This window comes from Lysobacter sp. Soil_C_59, from assembly GCF_057656415.1.
Genome location: NZ_JBDGKK010000007.1, coordinates 63,093 through 77,940 on the forward strand (window position 1 = coordinate 63,093; position 14,848 = coordinate 77,940).

10 protein-coding genes are annotated in these 14,848 nt (G+C 69.5%); 3 read left to right on the forward strand and 7 right to left on the reverse strand.

Features of this window, described 5'->3' with window-relative positions:
• Positions 1-17: 17 nt before the first annotated feature.
• Positions 18-416, reverse strand: a complete 399-nt coding sequence (pilG, locus tag AC3A3Q_RS13780; RefSeq protein WP_115843698.1) for a twitching motility response regulator PilG — start codon at positions 414-416, stop codon at positions 18-20.
• 385 nt (positions 417-801) lie between these two features.
• Here pilG and gshB point away from each other — a divergent pair, with 385 nt between their 5' ends.
• A complete protein-coding gene (gene gshB / locus AC3A3Q_RS13785; RefSeq protein WP_487586779.1) occupies positions 802-1,752 on the forward strand; it encodes a glutathione synthase in 951 nt (316 codons plus the stop codon).
• A complete protein-coding gene (locus tag AC3A3Q_RS13790) occupies positions 1,749-2,627 on the forward strand; it encodes an energy transducer TonB (protein WP_487586780.1) in 879 nt (292 codons plus the stop codon). The genes gshB and AC3A3Q_RS13790 overlap by 4 nt, the downstream gene beginning before the upstream one ends.
• Positions 2,628-2,705: 78 nt before the next feature.
• Here the strand turns inward: AC3A3Q_RS13790 and tsaB are convergent, their stop codons facing one another.
• From tsaB to mrcB, 4 genes are read right to left on the reverse strand one after another with little or no spacing between them, the layout of a single operon-like run.
• On the reverse strand, positions 2,706-3,425 hold the full coding sequence (gene tsaB / locus AC3A3Q_RS13795; RefSeq protein WP_487586781.1) for a tRNA (adenosine(37)-N6)-threonylcarbamoyltransferase complex dimerization subunit type 1 TsaB: 720 nt from the start codon (positions 3,423-3,425) through the stop codon (positions 2,706-2,708).
• 55 nt (positions 3,426-3,480) lie between these two features.
• Entirely contained in the window at positions 3,481-5,598 is a 2,118-nt protein-coding gene (yoaA, locus tag AC3A3Q_RS13800) for a DNA repair helicase YoaA (protein WP_487586782.1), read from the reverse strand.
• Between the two features lie 20 nt (positions 5,599-5,618).
• Entirely contained in the window at positions 5,619-6,152 is a 534-nt protein-coding gene (locus AC3A3Q_RS13805) for a hypothetical protein (RefSeq protein ID WP_487586874.1), read from the reverse strand.
• 16 nt (positions 6,153-6,168) lie between these two features.
• Positions 6,169-8,574 carry a penicillin-binding protein 1B gene (gene mrcB / locus AC3A3Q_RS13810; protein ID WP_487586783.1) on the reverse strand — a complete coding sequence of 802 codons (2,406 nt, stop codon included), beginning with the start codon at positions 8,572-8,574 and terminating at the stop codon, positions 6,169-6,171.
• A gap of 125 nt (positions 8,575-8,699) precedes the next feature.
• Here mrcB and AC3A3Q_RS13815 point away from each other — a divergent pair, with 125 nt between their 5' ends.
• Positions 8,700-10,805: a glycosyltransferase gene (locus AC3A3Q_RS13815; protein ID WP_487586784.1), complete on the forward strand. Its 2,106-nt coding sequence runs from the start codon at positions 8,700-8,702 to the stop codon at positions 10,803-10,805.
• An 89-nt stretch (positions 10,806-10,894) separates the two neighbouring features.
• On the opposite strand, the gene AC3A3Q_RS13820 is transcribed toward AC3A3Q_RS13815, so the two are convergent.
• Entirely contained in the window at positions 10,895-12,328 is a 1,434-nt protein-coding gene (locus tag AC3A3Q_RS13820; protein ID WP_487586875.1) for a tetratricopeptide repeat protein, read from the reverse strand.
• A 282-nt stretch (positions 12,329-12,610) separates the two neighbouring features.
• A complete protein-coding gene (locus tag AC3A3Q_RS13825) occupies positions 12,611-14,782 on the reverse strand; it encodes a RelA/SpoT family protein (protein WP_487586785.1) in 2,172 nt (723 codons plus the stop codon).
• Positions 14,783-14,848 lie beyond the last annotated feature (66 nt).

The following is a 14,848-nucleotide window of genomic DNA, read 5'->3' on the forward strand; positions in this document are numbered from 1 at the left end:
GTTGCCTTACCCCCCGGTCAGGCGTTTACGTGCGTTCGGATCGCGTCGAGCAGTTCTTCGCGGGTGAATGGTTTGGTGAGGTACTGCTCGGAGCCGACGATGCGCCCGCGCGCCTTGTCGAACAGGCCGTCCTTCGACGACAGCATGATGACCGGCGTGCCCTTGAACAGATGATTGTTCTTGATCAGGGCGCAGGTCTGATAGCCGTCCAGGCGCGGCATCATGATGTCCACGAAGATGATTTGTGGCTGCTGGTCGGCGATTTTCGCCAACGCCTCGAAGCCGTCGGTGGCGGTAACCACCTCACAGCCTTCTCGTTTCAGCAGCGTTTCGGCGGTTCGGCGGATGGTCTTGGAATCGTCGATCACCATGACCTTCAGACCGCCGAGGCTGCCGTTGCGGACCTCGTCTAGCATTTTCGATTTCCCCCGTGCGAATGCCGCGCGTCTGCGGGCACTTCGCCAGCTGTCTTTATTCCAAGCCGCGCCGAAGCTGTCAAGCAAACTTTTCAGCGGGCATGCTGAACGCGCCACGGGCCCGGTCAAGCCGGGAACCGCTTCCGGATCGAACAGCAGGGGGTCGGGGGACCGGCCGGCGGGGCGACTTTCGGGCACGCCCGATGCGTATACCCCAGTTCCCCGGCGCTGCCGACGACCGGATTGCCGAGCCGCGACGTACGTACCAGTCCGGATGGGCAGCCGGACACCCGGGCGGCAAAAGACCGCAGAAAGGCTGGGAAAGCTGGCCGGAGCCCGGGACCCGCCTGCTACCATCTGGCGCATTCTTCCTCGCAGTGCCGCCATGCCGCTCGACATCGTCGTCGTGATGGACCCCATCGGGTCGATCAAGATCGCCAAGGACTCGACCTTCGCCATGCTGCTGGAAGCGCAGCGCCGCGGCCATCGACTGCACTACGTGCAACCCGGCGGGCTGTCCGTGCGCGACGGTACGGCGCTGGCAAGGGTCGCCCCGCTGCGGGTGCGCGACGACAAGGCCGGCTGGTTCGAGCTGGGCGACTGGAGCACCCTCGCCTTCGGCCCGGGCCAGGTCGTGCTGATGCGCAAGGACCCGCCGGTCGACAACGAATACATCCACGACACCCAGGTGCTCGGCCTGGCCCAGCAGGCCGGCGCGATGGTCGTCAACGACCCGCAGGGCCTGCGCGACTACAACGAGAAACTGGCCGCGCTGCTGTTCCCGCAGTGCTGCCCGCCGACGCTGGTGAGCCGCGACAACGCCGCGCTCAAGGCCTTCGTCGGCGAGCACGGCGAGGCCGTGCTCAAGCCGCTCGACGGCATGGGCGGGCGTTCGATCTTCCGCGCGCGCGCTGGCGAGGCCAACCTCAACGTGATCCTGGAAACGCTGACCCAAGGGGGCCACAGCCTGGCCATGGCGCAGCGTTACCTGCCGCAGATCAGCGAAGGCGACAAGCGCATCCTGCTGGTCGACGGCGTGCCGGTGGACTACTGCCTTGCGCGCATTCCGCAGGGCGACGAATTCCGCGGCAACCTCGCCGCCGGCGGCCGCGGCGAAGGCCGTCCGCTGAGCGACCGTGACCGCTGGATCGCGGCCGAAGTCGGCCCGGAGATGAAGCGACGCGGCATGCTGTTCGTCGGCCTGGACGTGATCGGCGACTACCTCACCGAAGTCAACGTCACCAGCCCCACCTGCATCCGCGAACTCGATGCGCAGTACGGCCTCAACATCGCCGGGCTGATGTTCGACGCGATCGAGGCCCGCCTGGCCGCATGAGCGCAGTCGTCGCACCACACAGCTACGGCGATGCCGACAACGGCCGCGTCAGCGCGACCTTCGTGCTGTCGCTGCTGGTCCACGGCATCCTCCTGCTCGGCCTGGGATGGACGCTGGAGAACGCCGCGCCGGTGATGCCGACGCTGGACGTGATCCTGACGCAGACGACCTCGGCACTGACGCCGAAGCAGGCCGATTTCCTCGCCCAGGCCAACAACCAGGGCGGCGGCGAGCACGACAAGAGCACGCGCCCGCGCGAGGCCCAGTCGGGCCCGCTGCCGCAGGCCACCACCGGCCTGGCGCCGCGCACGCTGCGCGCGCAGTCGCCGGCACCGCAGCCGGCGCCGCAGGCGCGCGTGGTCACCAGCAGCCGCGGCGAAACCACCACGGCCATCGCGCGGACGACACCCGCGCCGAGCGAACGCCCCCTGCCGCAAGGCCAGGAAAAGATCGAACACGACATGGAGATGGCGCGCCTGGCCGCCGAGATCCACATGCGTTCGGAGCGTTACGCCAAGCGTCCTACGCGCAAGTTCGTCTCGGCCAGCACGCAGGAATACACCTGGGCCGGCTACCTGCGCGAATGGGTCGACCGCGTCGAGCGCGTCGGCAATCTCAACTACCCCGATGAAGCCCGCCGCCGCCATCTGGCCGGCCAGGTGGTGATCAGCGTGGCGATCCGCCGCGACGGTTCGGTCGAGCGCGCCGACATCGTCAAATCCAGCGGCGTGCCGCTGCTCGATGGTTCGGCACTGCGCATCGCCAGGCTGGCCGAGCCCTACCCGCCGCTGCCCAGGACCGAGGAAAACCCCGACATCCTGCACGTCACGCGGACCTGGAACTTCCTGCCGGGTGGCACGCTGGTCGACGAGTAACGCGCTCTTGCAGGAGCGAGCTTGCTCGCGACCCACGCTGCCGCAGCGGCTATCGCGAGCAAGCTCGCTCCCACAGGATCAGCGCGAATCGCGCAGCGCCTGCTGCTCGCGGATCGTCAGCGCCACGTTGTTGCGCAGGTAGGCCGGCTCGACGCGCTCCGGCGCAACCGCTTCGCCGCGCGCGAACGCATGTGCGGCCAGGCGCGCAACGTCGGCCGCATGCGGCAGTTGCGTCGCATCGAAGGCGACCACGCGATCACCGAGGCGTTGCGCCAACGCGCCCTCCGCCGCACCGAAACCGGTGCCGACACCAAACCATCCAGCGGCTGGCGAGTCCGGTAGCTCGACCTGATCCGGCCCGCGCACGGACTCCGGCGACAGCGCATGTGCGTCGCCGTCGCGAAGCTCGAACGCGGCCGAGTACACCTCGCCCATGCGCGCATCGATCGCGGCAAGCACGTGGCGACTGGCACCCGCATGCGGCAGCAGGTCCGCGCGCATCGCCAGCACGGCGAGCGTCGACACCGGCACCACCGGCCGGTCGAGTGCCATGGCGATGCCCTGCACCACCGCGATCGCCAGGCGCACGCCGGTGAAGGCACCAGGCCCGCGCCCGACCGCGATGGCGTCGAGCTGCGAACGGGCGATGCCCGCCTGCGCCAGCAGCTCATCGGCCCAGGGCAGCGCCAGCTCGGCATGGCGACGCGGCGCCAGCTCGAACCGCTCGTGCACCTGCCCGTCGATCAACAGGGCGACGGAAAGGGCTTCGGTGGCGGTTTCGAATGCGAGCAGGTTCATTGCGTCGGGGGCGGGAGGCAGGTCAACAGCATAACGTCCATCGCGTGAGCAGCCCTTACGCGTCCCCGCTGCCCAGCCCCAGCCCGGCCTCGACCACATCCAGCTCCGCAGCTGGCTCTGGCGGGAAGAACGCCGCGACATCCTCCACGTGCCGCGTCTTCGGCAGTGGCGGCAGCGAGTTGAGGAAGACGCTGCCGTAGGTCTTGCTGGTCAGGCGCGGGTCGCACAGCACCAGCACGCCGCGATCGTGTTCGTTGCGGATCAGCCGACCGGCGCCCTGCTTGAGGGCGATCACCGCCTGCGGCAGCTGCTCGTCACGGAACGGGTTGCCACCGTTGCGGCGGATCGCGTCCAGTCGCGCCTCGAACACCGGATCGTCGGGCGCGGCAAACGGCAGCTTGTCGATCACCACCACGCTGAGCGCATCACCGGCGACGTCGACACCTTCGCGGAAACTCGCCGCACCAAGCAGGACACCATTGCCGGACGCACGGAAGCGTTCGAGCAGCACCGGTCGCGGCGCCTCGCCCTGCACGAACAGCGGCCACGGCCCGCCCTTGAGCAGCTCGGCCGCCTCGCGCAATGCGCGATGCGATGCGAACAGCACGAACGCGCGCCCGCGCGAGGCCTCCAGCACCGGCCGGATCTTCTCGACCATGCTTTCGTTGTAGTTGCGCACGGTCGGATCCGGCAGGCCGCGCGGGAGGTAGCACAGCGCCTGCTTCTCCCAGTCGAACGGACTGGGCACCAGCAGCGTCTGCGGCGGATCGTCGCCCTTGAGGTACAGCCCGAGCTTGATCGCGTAATGCTCGAAGCGGCCGCCGACGGCGAGCGTGGCCGAGGTGAACACCCAGGCCGCATGCGACTGCGCGCGGTGTTGCGCCAGCGGGCCGGCGACGTCGAGCGGGGTGCGGCTGAGACGGAATCCGCGCGCGGTCAGCTCGTACCAGAGCACGCTGCCATCGTCGCGTTTCTTCTTCGCGGCCTTGGCCTTCGCGGTCGCGTCGTCGTCCTGCGTTTCGTCAGCGGCGGCGTCGACCTGGGCAAAGTCCTCGGCGAACTCGTCGTCTTCCTTTGGCTCGGCGTCGCCGGAGTCGTCACGCCAGCGTTGCAGCCGCCCTTCGAATTCGACCGCCCGCGCCGCGCAGGCATCGAAGCCGGGCGATGCCGGCGCCAGCGGCTGCAGCACATCGTGCAGTTGCCGCAACGCATCGGCGAGGGCATCGAAGGCCTCCTCGACCGCCGGCTCTTCGGCCGCGCGCCTGCGCGTACCGCGCACCGGCAGTTCGTCCATCGCCGCCCGCAGCAAGCGCACGCACTGTTCCAGCGCGCGCGCCGGCTCCTGCACCGCGGCCAGCGCCGACGGCACTTGCTTGCATTCGGTCAGCGCATCACGGGCCAGCTCGACCAGCGGCCGGGCGCTCAGCGCTTCGCCGAAGAACTGCGCGGCCAGTTCCGGCAACTGATGCGCCTCGTCGACCACGAACGTCTGCGCGCCCGGCAGGATCTCGCCGAAGCCTTCCTGCTTGAGCGCCAGGTCGGCCAGCAGCAGGTGGTGGTTGACCACCACCAGGTCGGCTGCCTGCGCGCGCTGGCGCGCCTGCACGACGAAGCAGTCGGCGAAGAACGGGCATTCGCTGCCCAGGCAGTTCTCCGCGGTGCTGGTGACCATCGGCAGCAGCGGCGAATCTTCCGGCAGCGCGTCGAGCTCGGCCAGGTCGCCCATGCGCGTGCGCCCGGACCAGGCGACGATGCGCTGGAACTGCGCGGCCAGCTCGCGCGTGGCAAAGCGTGGCTCGCCCTGAGCCTGGCGCATCCGGTAATGGCACAGGTAGTTGGCGCGGCCCTTGAGCAGCGCGGTCTTCAGGCCTATGCCGAGGGCATCGCGCACGCGCGGCAGGTCGCGGTGGTAGAGCTGGTCCTGCAGCGCGCGCGTGCCGGTGGAGACGATGGTCTTCTTGCCCGACAGCAATGCCGGCACGAGATAGGCAAACGTCTTGCCCGTGCCCGTGCCCGCTTCGGCCAGCAACGTTCCGCGGCTGTCGACGGCATCGGCGATCGCCGCCGCCAGGTCCTGCTGGGCGACGCGGGTGGTGAAGGCCGGGATGTTGCGCGAGAGTTCGCCGCCGTCGGCCAGGGCCGCGCGACTCGCCTCGCTGAGGCGGTTAGTCATTCCGGCATTGTCGCCGCATTTCAGTAACGCGGCGGTGCCGCGACGGTGCAGGCATCGCGCTCGCGGCGGGCATCGGTGGCGCTGGGGTTGCCCGGGACGTCCACCGGCAGCGCCCGCGCCCTGGCCTCGCGCACTTGCGCGATCGTTTCCCAATGGCGCCGGCACAGCGGCCCGACCTTCGAACCGCCGTCGAGGCCCTTGCGGGCGAAACGCTCGGCGTCATCGAGCTTGTCGTTCAGCAGCGCCGCTTCCGCGCGCTCCTGAAGCAGCGCCGGATCGTCCGGCGTGATCTGCAGCGCCTGGTCCAGCGCGGCGGCCGCCTGCGGGTTCTGGCCTGCGCGCTCCAGGCGTTCGGCTTCCTTGCGCAGGTCCTCGACCTGCGGGTCACGCAGCGGCTGCACGTCGAGCTCGCTGCTGGCGGCACCGCCAGCGGCGCGAACAGCGCGCACCGCGGCGGGCGCGTCGAACATCGGCTCGGCCAGCGGCGGCGGCGTGGTGCTGCACGCGGCCAACAGCAAACCCGCCAGCGCCAGCGGCGCCGGCAACTTCAACATCCTCACGGCGTGATCCTCACGGCAGATTCTCCTGCTGCTGCGGTGGCGGCGCCTCCGCAGTCTGTTCGGCCGGTTGCTCCTCATCCTTGCGACCAAAACCGAACCATTCGCGCCAACCACCCTGCCCTTCCTCGGCCACCGGTTCCGGCGCCGGGCACGGCGCATAGGCAGGGGCGAAGCCGGCGACATACGCCATGCGACGCGACCCTACGCAATCGGGATCGGTGGTGTTGCTGGCGATCGTCCACTGCCAGTCGATGCCCTTGTCGCCGACCTTGAGCGGTGCGCTGGGCAGGCGCGAGAAGATCGCCGACCACACGCGCATGGCACCGGTTGCGCCGTACAGGCCGGTGGTCTGGTTCTGGTCGTTGCCGACCCAGATCACCGCCAGGTGGTCGCCGGTCCAGCCGGCGAACCAGCTGTCGCGACCGTCATTGCTGGTGCCGGTCTTGCCCGCGGGCGACAGGCGGCCGAGGCCATCGCGGACGAGCTGGGTGCCGGTGCCGTTCGACACCGCCTGCTGCAATGCAATCGTGATCAGGCGCGCGGCAATGGCGTCGCCTTCCTGCGCCGGCGCCGGGTCCTTGTCGTAGCGGTTGAGCGCACGCCCGTTGGCGTCGAGCACGCCGCGCACCGCGTGCAGCGGCTGGATCTCGCCACCGGACGCGAGGAACTGGTACAGCTGCGCCATCGCGTACGGGCTCTGGTCGACCGCGCCCAGGATCAACGCCGGATTGGGCTCGGTCTCGATGCCGGCCAGGGTCTTGATCAGGCTGGCGATGCGCTCGGGAGCGACCTGCATGCCCACGCGCACCGTGGCCTGGTTGTAGGACATCGCCAGCGCATCGATCAGGCGCACCGTGCCGTGGCTGCGGCCGTCGGAGTTGCCCGGGTTCCAGTTCTTCTTCTTGCCCAGCGCGACGGTGACCGGCGAGTCGTCGACCCAGCTGGCCAGCGAGTACTTGCCCGGCTGCGCCAATGCCAGCAGGTACACGAACGGTTTGAGCAGCGAACCGACCGGGCGCTGCGCTTCGATCGCGCGGTTGAAGCCGTGCTCGGCCACGCTGCGGCTGCCGACGACGGCAACGACTTCGCCATTGTGGACGTCGGTCACGACCAGGCCGGTCTGCAGCGGCGGCCGGCGCTTGTTGTCCAGGCTCTTGAGGGTCCGGGCGACCGCGCCCTCGGCCATGGCCTGCGCCGACGGCGACATCCCGCTCATCACGCTCAGTCCGGCGCCGGCCAGTGCATCGGCCGGATAGTCGCGGGCAAGCTGGCGGCGGACCAGGTCGACATACGCCGGGAAACGGTTCGCGGCGACGCTGCCCGGGTCCTTGGTCACGCCCAGCGGCGCCTTCAGCGCACGCTGGTACTCGGCGTCGTCGATCAGCTGGGTCTCGTGCATTTCGCCGAGGACGAAGTTGCGCCGTTCCAGCGCGCGCTCGGGATTGCGCCTCGGGTCGTAGTAGGACGGTCCACGCACGATGCCGATCAGCAGCGCGATCTGCTCGGTGCTCAGGTCGGCCAGGTCGCGGCCGAACCAGAACTCGGCGCCGGCGGCGACGCCGTGGATGGCCTGCGCGCCACGCTGGCCGAGGTAGACCTGGTTGAAGTACGCCTCCAGGATCGTGCCCTTGTCGTAACGGGCTTCGATCAGCATCGCGTAGAGGATTTCCTTGCCCTTGCGGGTCAGGGTCTGCTCGCGGCCGATGCCGAGCAGGCCGCTGCGGGCGAGCTGCTGGGTCAGGGTGCTGGCGCCTTGCTTCGCGCGGCCGGCGGCGACGTTCTTGAAGGCGGCGCGGATCATGCCGGTCACGTCGATGCCGTGATGGCTGTTGAAGTCGCGATCCTCGACGGCCTGCAGGCCGGTGACGAGCAGCTCGGGCACTTCCTTCAGGCGCACCAGGCGCCGCTCTTCCTGCTTCTGGCCGTACAGCGTGGCGATGCGGGCCGGGTCGAGCCGCACCGTCTTCAGTTCGCGCTTCTTCTCGGCATCGCGTACAGAGGCCACCCGGCTGCCGGACAGCACGACTTCGATGCGCCGTGCCGGTACCGCGCCGTCGACATCGCTGAAACCGCGGCTGGAAATCAGCCAGCGGCCGCCGGTGCGCGAGTAGCTGCCCGGGCGCACGCCGTCGCCGGAGTGGTAGGCGGCGGCATCGAGCTCGGTCTTGAGGGTGGTCGCGTCCAGGGTCAGGCCCGGGGCCAGTTCCAGCGGCCGCGCATAGACCCGGGTCGGGATCTGCCAACGCAGCTGGCCGAAGCGTTCGCTGACTTCGTGGTTCAGGTACAGCGTGTAGGGAATGAGGAAGCCAAGGCCCAGGCCCACTGCGGCCAGCAGCCAGGTGACCAGGCGTCGCCGCCATTGCGGGGACTGACTGTCGTCTGCGGTTTCGTCTTCGTCGTAATCGATTTGGGCCACGGCATGGGACAATGTTGGGGCTGCGCCCTCGTGGCCGCGAGTCTATCGCAGCCGGCCCGCCGCCCCGCGCGGACGGGGTCGCGGCAAAGTCTGCGTTAAGGAATCTTCAGAATGACGAGCGATCGATGGGCCTGAGCTGGACCGAGGTGCGGTTCTACTTCGATAGGAGCACCGGCCTGCTTCGACGCGGCCTGACCAGCCTGCGCACGCGCGGCATCGAGGCCACCTGGCAGCGGGTCGCCCGGCAGTTCCACCGGGTGCCGGCCGCGCACCGGCCCGAACTCTATCTGCCGGACCGGGCCCCGTTTGCACCGTTCTCGCTGCCCTGGTCGGACCGGCCCAGGGCCAGCATCGTCATCCCCGTCTACAACCAGTTCGCACACACGCTGTCGTGCCTGCGCGCGATTGCCGCGTATCCGCCGGAGTGCGCGATCGAGGTCATCGTCGTCGACGACGGTTCGTCGGACGAGACCGGGACTGCGTTGCCGCAGGTCGAAGGTCTGACGTACCACCGCCGCCGCCAGAATGGCGGCTTCATAGCCGCGTGCAACGACGGCGCCGCGCTGGCGCGTGGCGAGTATGTGGTGTTCCTCAACAACGACACGCTGCCGCAGCCGCGCTGGCTGGATACGCTGCTGGCGACGTTCGACCAGCACCCCGGCACCGGGCTTGCCGGGTCGCAACTGGTCTACCCGGACGGACGCCTGCAGGAAGCCGGCGGACTCGTGTTCGCCGACGGCAACGCCCACAACCTGGGCAAGTTCGAAAGCCCCAACGATCCGCGCTATTCGCATGTCCGTGCCGCCGACTATTGCTCCGGCGCGGCAATAGCCATTCCGCGCCGGTTGTTCGAGCGCATCGGCGCGTTCGACTCGCGCTATGCACCGGCCTACTTCGAGGACACCGACCTGGCTTTCGCCGTGCGTGATGCCGGCTATCGGGTGCTGTACCAGCCAGCCTCGCAGGTCGTGCACCTGGAAGGCATCACCGCCGGCACCGACGTCAACCAGGGCGTCAAGGCGCACCAGGTGCGCAATCGCCATACGTTTGCCGAAAAGTGGCGTACCGCCCTGTCGCGGCAATGGCCCGATGGCACAGCGCCCGACGAGGCTTCAGCCGCGAAGGACCAGCGCCGCATCCTGATCATCGACAGCGCCACGCCCCGTCCCGACCACGACTCGGCTTCGCTGCGCATGGTCAACCTGATGCGCCTGCTGCTCGACGAAGGCGCGCACGTCACCTTCGTTCCCACCGACCTCAACCATGCCGGCGCTCACACGCAGCGCCTGCAGCAGCTCGGTGTGCAGGCCTGGTACGCGCCGTTCTTCGGCACGCCGGCGCGCTGGATCCGCGAGCATGGCCACCGCTTCGACACGGTCCTGGTCTGCCGCCATTACGTCCTGCGCGAGTGGCTGCCGCTGCTGCGCAAGCACGCGCCGCACGCGCGGCTGGTGTTCGACACCGTCGATCTGCACTACCTTCGCGAGCGCCGCGGTGCAGAGCTGGCGGACGACCAGGCGCTGATGCGCGCGTCCGAGCGTACCCGCGCACTGGAACTGGACATGATCTCGCGCAGCGACGCGACATTGGTGGTCAGTGATGTCGAACGCAACCTGCTGGCAGTCGATGCGCCGGCGGCGAACGTGGAAATCCTCTCCAACCTGCACCACGTCCACGGCCGCGGCCAGCCACATGGGCAACGCAGCGACCTGGTGTTCGTCGGCGGCTTCCGCCATCCGCCGAACGTCGATGCCGTGCGCTGGTTCGTCACCGAGGTCTTCCCGCTGGTTCGCGCGCAGGCGCCTGACATCGTTTTCCATTGCATCGGCAGCGACACCACTGCCGAGATCGATGCACTGGCATCGCAACCGGGCGTGCGCATCCACGGCCACGTGCCCGACCTGTCGCCCTACATGGATGGCGCACGCATCGCCGTCGCGCCCTTGCGCTTCGGCGCCGGCGTCAAGGGCAAGGTCAACCTGAGCATGGCCCATGGCCAGCCGGTGGTGGCCACGGCTTGTGCGGTCGAAGGCATGCACCTGCGCAATGGCGAAGACGTTCTGGTGGCCGACGATGCCGCTGGTTTCGCCGAAGCGATCCTGCGGCTGTATCGCGACGAGGCGCTGTGGCAGCGCCTGGCCGACAACGGCCTGGCCAACGTAGAGCGGCATTTTTCGCTCGATGCCGGCCGCGATGTGGTGCGCCGGGTGCTGCTGGGATCCGCCGGCTGATGCAGCGCCTGTAAGAGCGAGCTTGCTCGCGATCGGTGTATCGGCGGCGCAATCGCCTGGTCGCGAGCAAGCTCGCTCCTACCGAGCGGTCAGTTGGCGGCTGAAGCGCGGCGCAGCCGGTCGGCGAATTCGCCCAGGCCGCTGGCCTGCGGATCCAGTTCGCGCGCGGCCACCAGCGCCGCCTGCGCGGCGCCCAGTTCGCCCGCGCCCAGGCGCTCGTCGCCGACGGCGATCCAGCGCTGCGCCAGGCGCCGGCGCGCATCGCGCACCGCCGGGCCATCGCCTTCGAGCACGGCACGCGCATCCAGGCATTCACGCGCACGGCTGAGGCGGTTGCCGCGCAGTTCGGATTCGAAGCAACGCTGCGCCGCCGGCAACAGGCGCGCCATTGCCGAGCGCACCGCCGGATCCTGCGGCGCCATCGATTGAGCCGCGCGCAGTTTGTCGAACGCGCTGTCGCCCGGCGGCGTCAGCAGGTTGCCGCGCGACTCGGCCTGGGCGGCATCGGCCAGCAACTGGTCGAGGCGGCGCTGGCGTTCGGCGGTCGGAACCTTCTTGCCGTAGCGCTGCTGTGACTGTCGCGCCTGCACCAGCCGCTGTTCGGCAGCCGCCACACCCGGTGCACTGGCGTCGATGCGGCGCGCCTGCGCCAGCTCCTTCTCGGCCTCGTTGAAACGGAAATCGCCGGCATAGCGCTGGCTGCGCCCGGCGTAAGCGTTGGCGACGGCAGCGATGCCGTGCTGTGCCCGCTCATCGTCCGGCATGGCCGCCAGGACCGCGCGGTATCCCTCGACCGCCTCGTCGAGTCGGCCGCGACGGAGATCGGCATCGGCTTTGGCACGGTGTTGTTCGGCGGCGCGGTTGAGTCCGGCCAGTGCATCGGGCAGATCGACGTGTCCCGGGTCGGCAGCCTGCACGCGCCGGATCCGCGCCGAAGCTTCGGCCAGCTCGCCTCTCGCCAATGACGTCTGCGCCTGTTGCAACAGGTCGGCGAGGGTGTCCTCGCGACCTTCCAGTGCATCGGTCCGTTTCGGCTCCAGTGCCAGCACGCGCTGGTACAGAGGCAGCGCGGCATTGTCGCCGCCATCGAGCAGCCCGGCCTTGCGCGCGGCAGCGGCCTGGGCGAGCAGCTTGTCGACGCCAGAATCTCCGGCCTCGCGCTCACGCACGCGCTGTTCCAACGCATCGACGCGTGCTTGCGGAACCGCCAGCTCGCGCGCGAGCGCGATCGAGCGATGGGCCTGCGCGTAGTCGCGTTTCTCCAGCGCACGTTCGGCCTGCACCAGCGCCTGCTGGCCGACCTTGGCCATGCCCTGGCGCGCCTCGCTGCGATCCGGATCGAGCGCCAGCGCGGCCGCGTACAGCTCGCGCGCACCACGACCGTCGGCCGAGGTCAGCTGCCCCTGCTGCAGGGCGCTGGCGGCGTCGGCCTGCAATTGCTGTGCACGCGTATCCGGCCACAGCCAGTTCGAAAGCGGTTGCCGCAGCAGCAGCAACAGCAGCGCCACCGAGACCAGGGCCATGACGCCGATGCCCCAGCCGCGCCAGCGGATGCGCCTGGCGGTCTCGTCAGCCCAGCGACCGCCGCGGTCGTCGTCTTCGCCCCATTGCCAGTCGTTCCAGCGCGGCGCTTGCGGCTCGACCCGGTCACGCCCCGAGCGGCCATCGCGGCCGTCACCGCCGCCGCCAACGTCGCCGTCGGCGCCGTTGGCGCTGAATTTCCCCGGTTCATGTGGCGCTGCTGATGTCACCCGCCAAGCATAGCCTCATGTCGGTGAGAGGATGTGGAGGACGATGCGTGGCGTTCAGCGTCGCTGCGCATGCTCCACCCCGGGCAACGACGCCAGTTTGCCGAGCAGCGTCGACAGCTGGCCGTAATCGCCCACGCGCAGGCGCAGGCGCAGACGTACCCGGGCACCGTTGCGCTCGACATCGCTGCTGATGCTCAGCACGTGCGCGTTGCCCTGGGCGATCAGGTTGGTCACTTCCTTGAGCAGCCATTTGCGGTCGAGCGCCAGCACTTCGATATCGACCTCGTAACCGCTGCCCGCGCGCCCCCACTCCACCGGCAGCACGCGCTGCGGTTGCGACGCGGCCAGACGCTGGAATGCGGCGCAGTCGGGGCGGTGGACGGTGACGCCGCGGCCACGCGTGAGGTAGCCGACGATCGGCTCGCCCGGCAACGGCTGGCAGCAACGCGCCAGCTGCACCAGCAGGTTGCCGACACCCTCGACGGTGAAGTCGGTGGTTCTGCGCGGGACCCGTCGCGGCGGCGTCGGCGTGGTGACGGTGCTGCCAGGCGTGGCCGCAGCCGCTGCGGCAGCGGACGCCGCGCGTTCGTGCTCGAGCAGCGCGCGACCGACCTGATGCGGGCCGATATCGCCCAGGGCCACCTGCACGTAGACTTCGCCGTCGCTGGCAAGGTTGAACTTCTCGCGGGCCGGGGCGAGGTCGGCGCCGAGCAGGCCGAGGCGACGCAGCTCCTTGTCGAGCAGGTCCTTGCCGGCGCTCTCGTTGCGGGCCCGATCGAGTTTGTGGAACCAGGCCCGCACCTTGTCGCGCGAGCGGCTGCTGGCGAGGAAACCGTTGGCCGCGATCAGCCAGTCGCGACGGGGCTCGCCGGTCTTGGCGGTCATGATCTCGACGCGGTCGCCGGTGCGCAGCTTGTGGTCGAGCGGGACGATGCGGCCATCGACCTTGGCGCCGCGGCAACGATGACCGACCTCGGTGTGGACGTGATAGGCGAAATCCAGCGGCGTCGCCCCGGTCGGCAGGTCGATCACCTCGCCCTTTGGCGTCAGCACGTAGATGCGGTCTTCGACCAGCTCGGTGTCGAACTCGCCCGACAGCGATCCGTCTTCGCGCCCGCCTTCGCCCGAGGCTTCCAGCAGGCGCCGCATCCAGGCGATCTTGCGGTCGAAGGCGGCATCGGCGCTGTGGCTGCCGACTTCCTTGTACTTCCAGTGCGCCGCCACGCCGAGCTCGGCCTGGCGGTGCATGTCGTGCGTGCGGATCTGCACTTCCAGGGTCTTGCCTTCCGGCCCGACCACGGCGGTGTGCAGCGAGCGGTAGTCGTTGCGCTTGGGCCGGGCGATGTAGTCGTCGAACTCGCTCGGGATTGGCGCCCAGGTCGCATGGACGACGCCGAGCGCGGCGTAGCAGTCGGCGAGGCTGTCGACCAGCACGCGCACCGCGCGCAGGTCGTAGAGCTCGCCGATGGGCACGTTCTTGCGCTGCATCTTCTTCCAGATGCTGTAGATGTGCTTGGGCCGGCCGGCAATCTCGGCGACGACGCCCTGTGCCGCCATCGCCTCGCGCAGCGTGCCCTTGACCTGTTCAATGTAGCGTTCGCGATCGGTGCGCTTCTCGTCGAGCAGGCGCGCGATCTGCTGGTAGGTCTGCGGTTCCAGGTAACGGAACGCGAGATCCTCCAGCTCCCACTTGAGCTGCCAGATACCCAGCCGGTTGGCCAATGGCGCGTGGATGTCGCGGGTGAGCAGCGCCAGCTCGCGACGCTGCTCGTCCGGCAACGGTTCGGCATGGCGCATCCGCGCCAGCTGGCGCGCCAGCAGGATCGGCACCACCCGCAGGTCGCGGACGATGGCCAGCAGCAGCCGTCGAAGGCCTTCATTGCCGGCCTGGCCATGGCGCTCGGCATGCAGCGCCCAGACCTGCGCGGCGGCGCGCTGGCCTTCGATCAGCGGTGCGACCGCCGGGAAGTCGCGCTCGACCGGGCCCAGTGAAGCCCGCCAGCCGGGATACGTGTGCAGGATTGCCGCCGCCGCGGTGTCGCCATCGGCGCCGAGGAGCACCAGTGCCTCGAGCATGCTCGCCACGACCTGGGGCGGATCGTCGGCACCGTCCAGCGCCGAGGGCGCCGCGGCCGCCTGCTCCATGGCCTTGCGCAACGGCGCGGCGATGCCGGCGGCAACCGGATGCGCCATCACGGCGGCAAGCTGTGGAATCTCGGTGACCATGGCGGGGGCGTGGCGTGGAACGATCCTGGACGACGCGGTCTACACTAGCGGGCAACCGTCTGGAGG

Excerpts from the sequence above, each read along its gene's own strand:
- AC3A3Q_RS13790 (WP_487586780.1), top strand. The coding sequence starts at position 1,749 with ATGAGCGCAGTCGTCGCACCACACAGCTACGGCGATGCCGACAACGGC.
- AC3A3Q_RS13805 (WP_487586874.1), bottom strand. The coding sequence starts at position 6,152 with ATGTTGAAGTTGCCGGCGCCGCTGGCGCTGGCGGGTTTGCTGTTGGCC.
- tsaB (WP_487586781.1), bottom strand. The coding sequence starts at position 3,425 with ATGAACCTGCTCGCATTCGAAACCGCCACCGAAGCCCTTTCCGTCGCC.
- gshB (WP_487586779.1), top strand. The coding sequence starts at position 802 with ATGCCGCTCGACATCGTCGTCGTGATGGACCCCATCGGGTCGATCAAG.
- AC3A3Q_RS13825 (WP_487586785.1), bottom strand. The coding sequence starts at position 14,782 with ATGGTCACCGAGATTCCACAGCTTGCCGCCGTGATGGCGCATCCGGTT.
- AC3A3Q_RS13815 (WP_487586784.1), top strand. The coding sequence starts at position 8,700 with ATGGGCCTGAGCTGGACCGAGGTGCGGTTCTACTTCGATAGGAGCACC.
- yoaA (WP_487586782.1), bottom strand. The coding sequence starts at position 5,598 with ATGACTAACCGCCTCAGCGAGGCGAGTCGCGCGGCCCTGGCCGACGGC.
- pilG (WP_115843698.1), bottom strand. The coding sequence starts at position 416 with ATGCTAGACGAGGTCCGCAACGGCAGCCTCGGCGGTCTGAAGGTCATG.
- AC3A3Q_RS13820 (WP_487586875.1), bottom strand. The coding sequence starts at position 12,328 with ATGGCCCTGGTCTCGGTGGCGCTGCTGTTGCTGCTGCTGCGGCAACCG.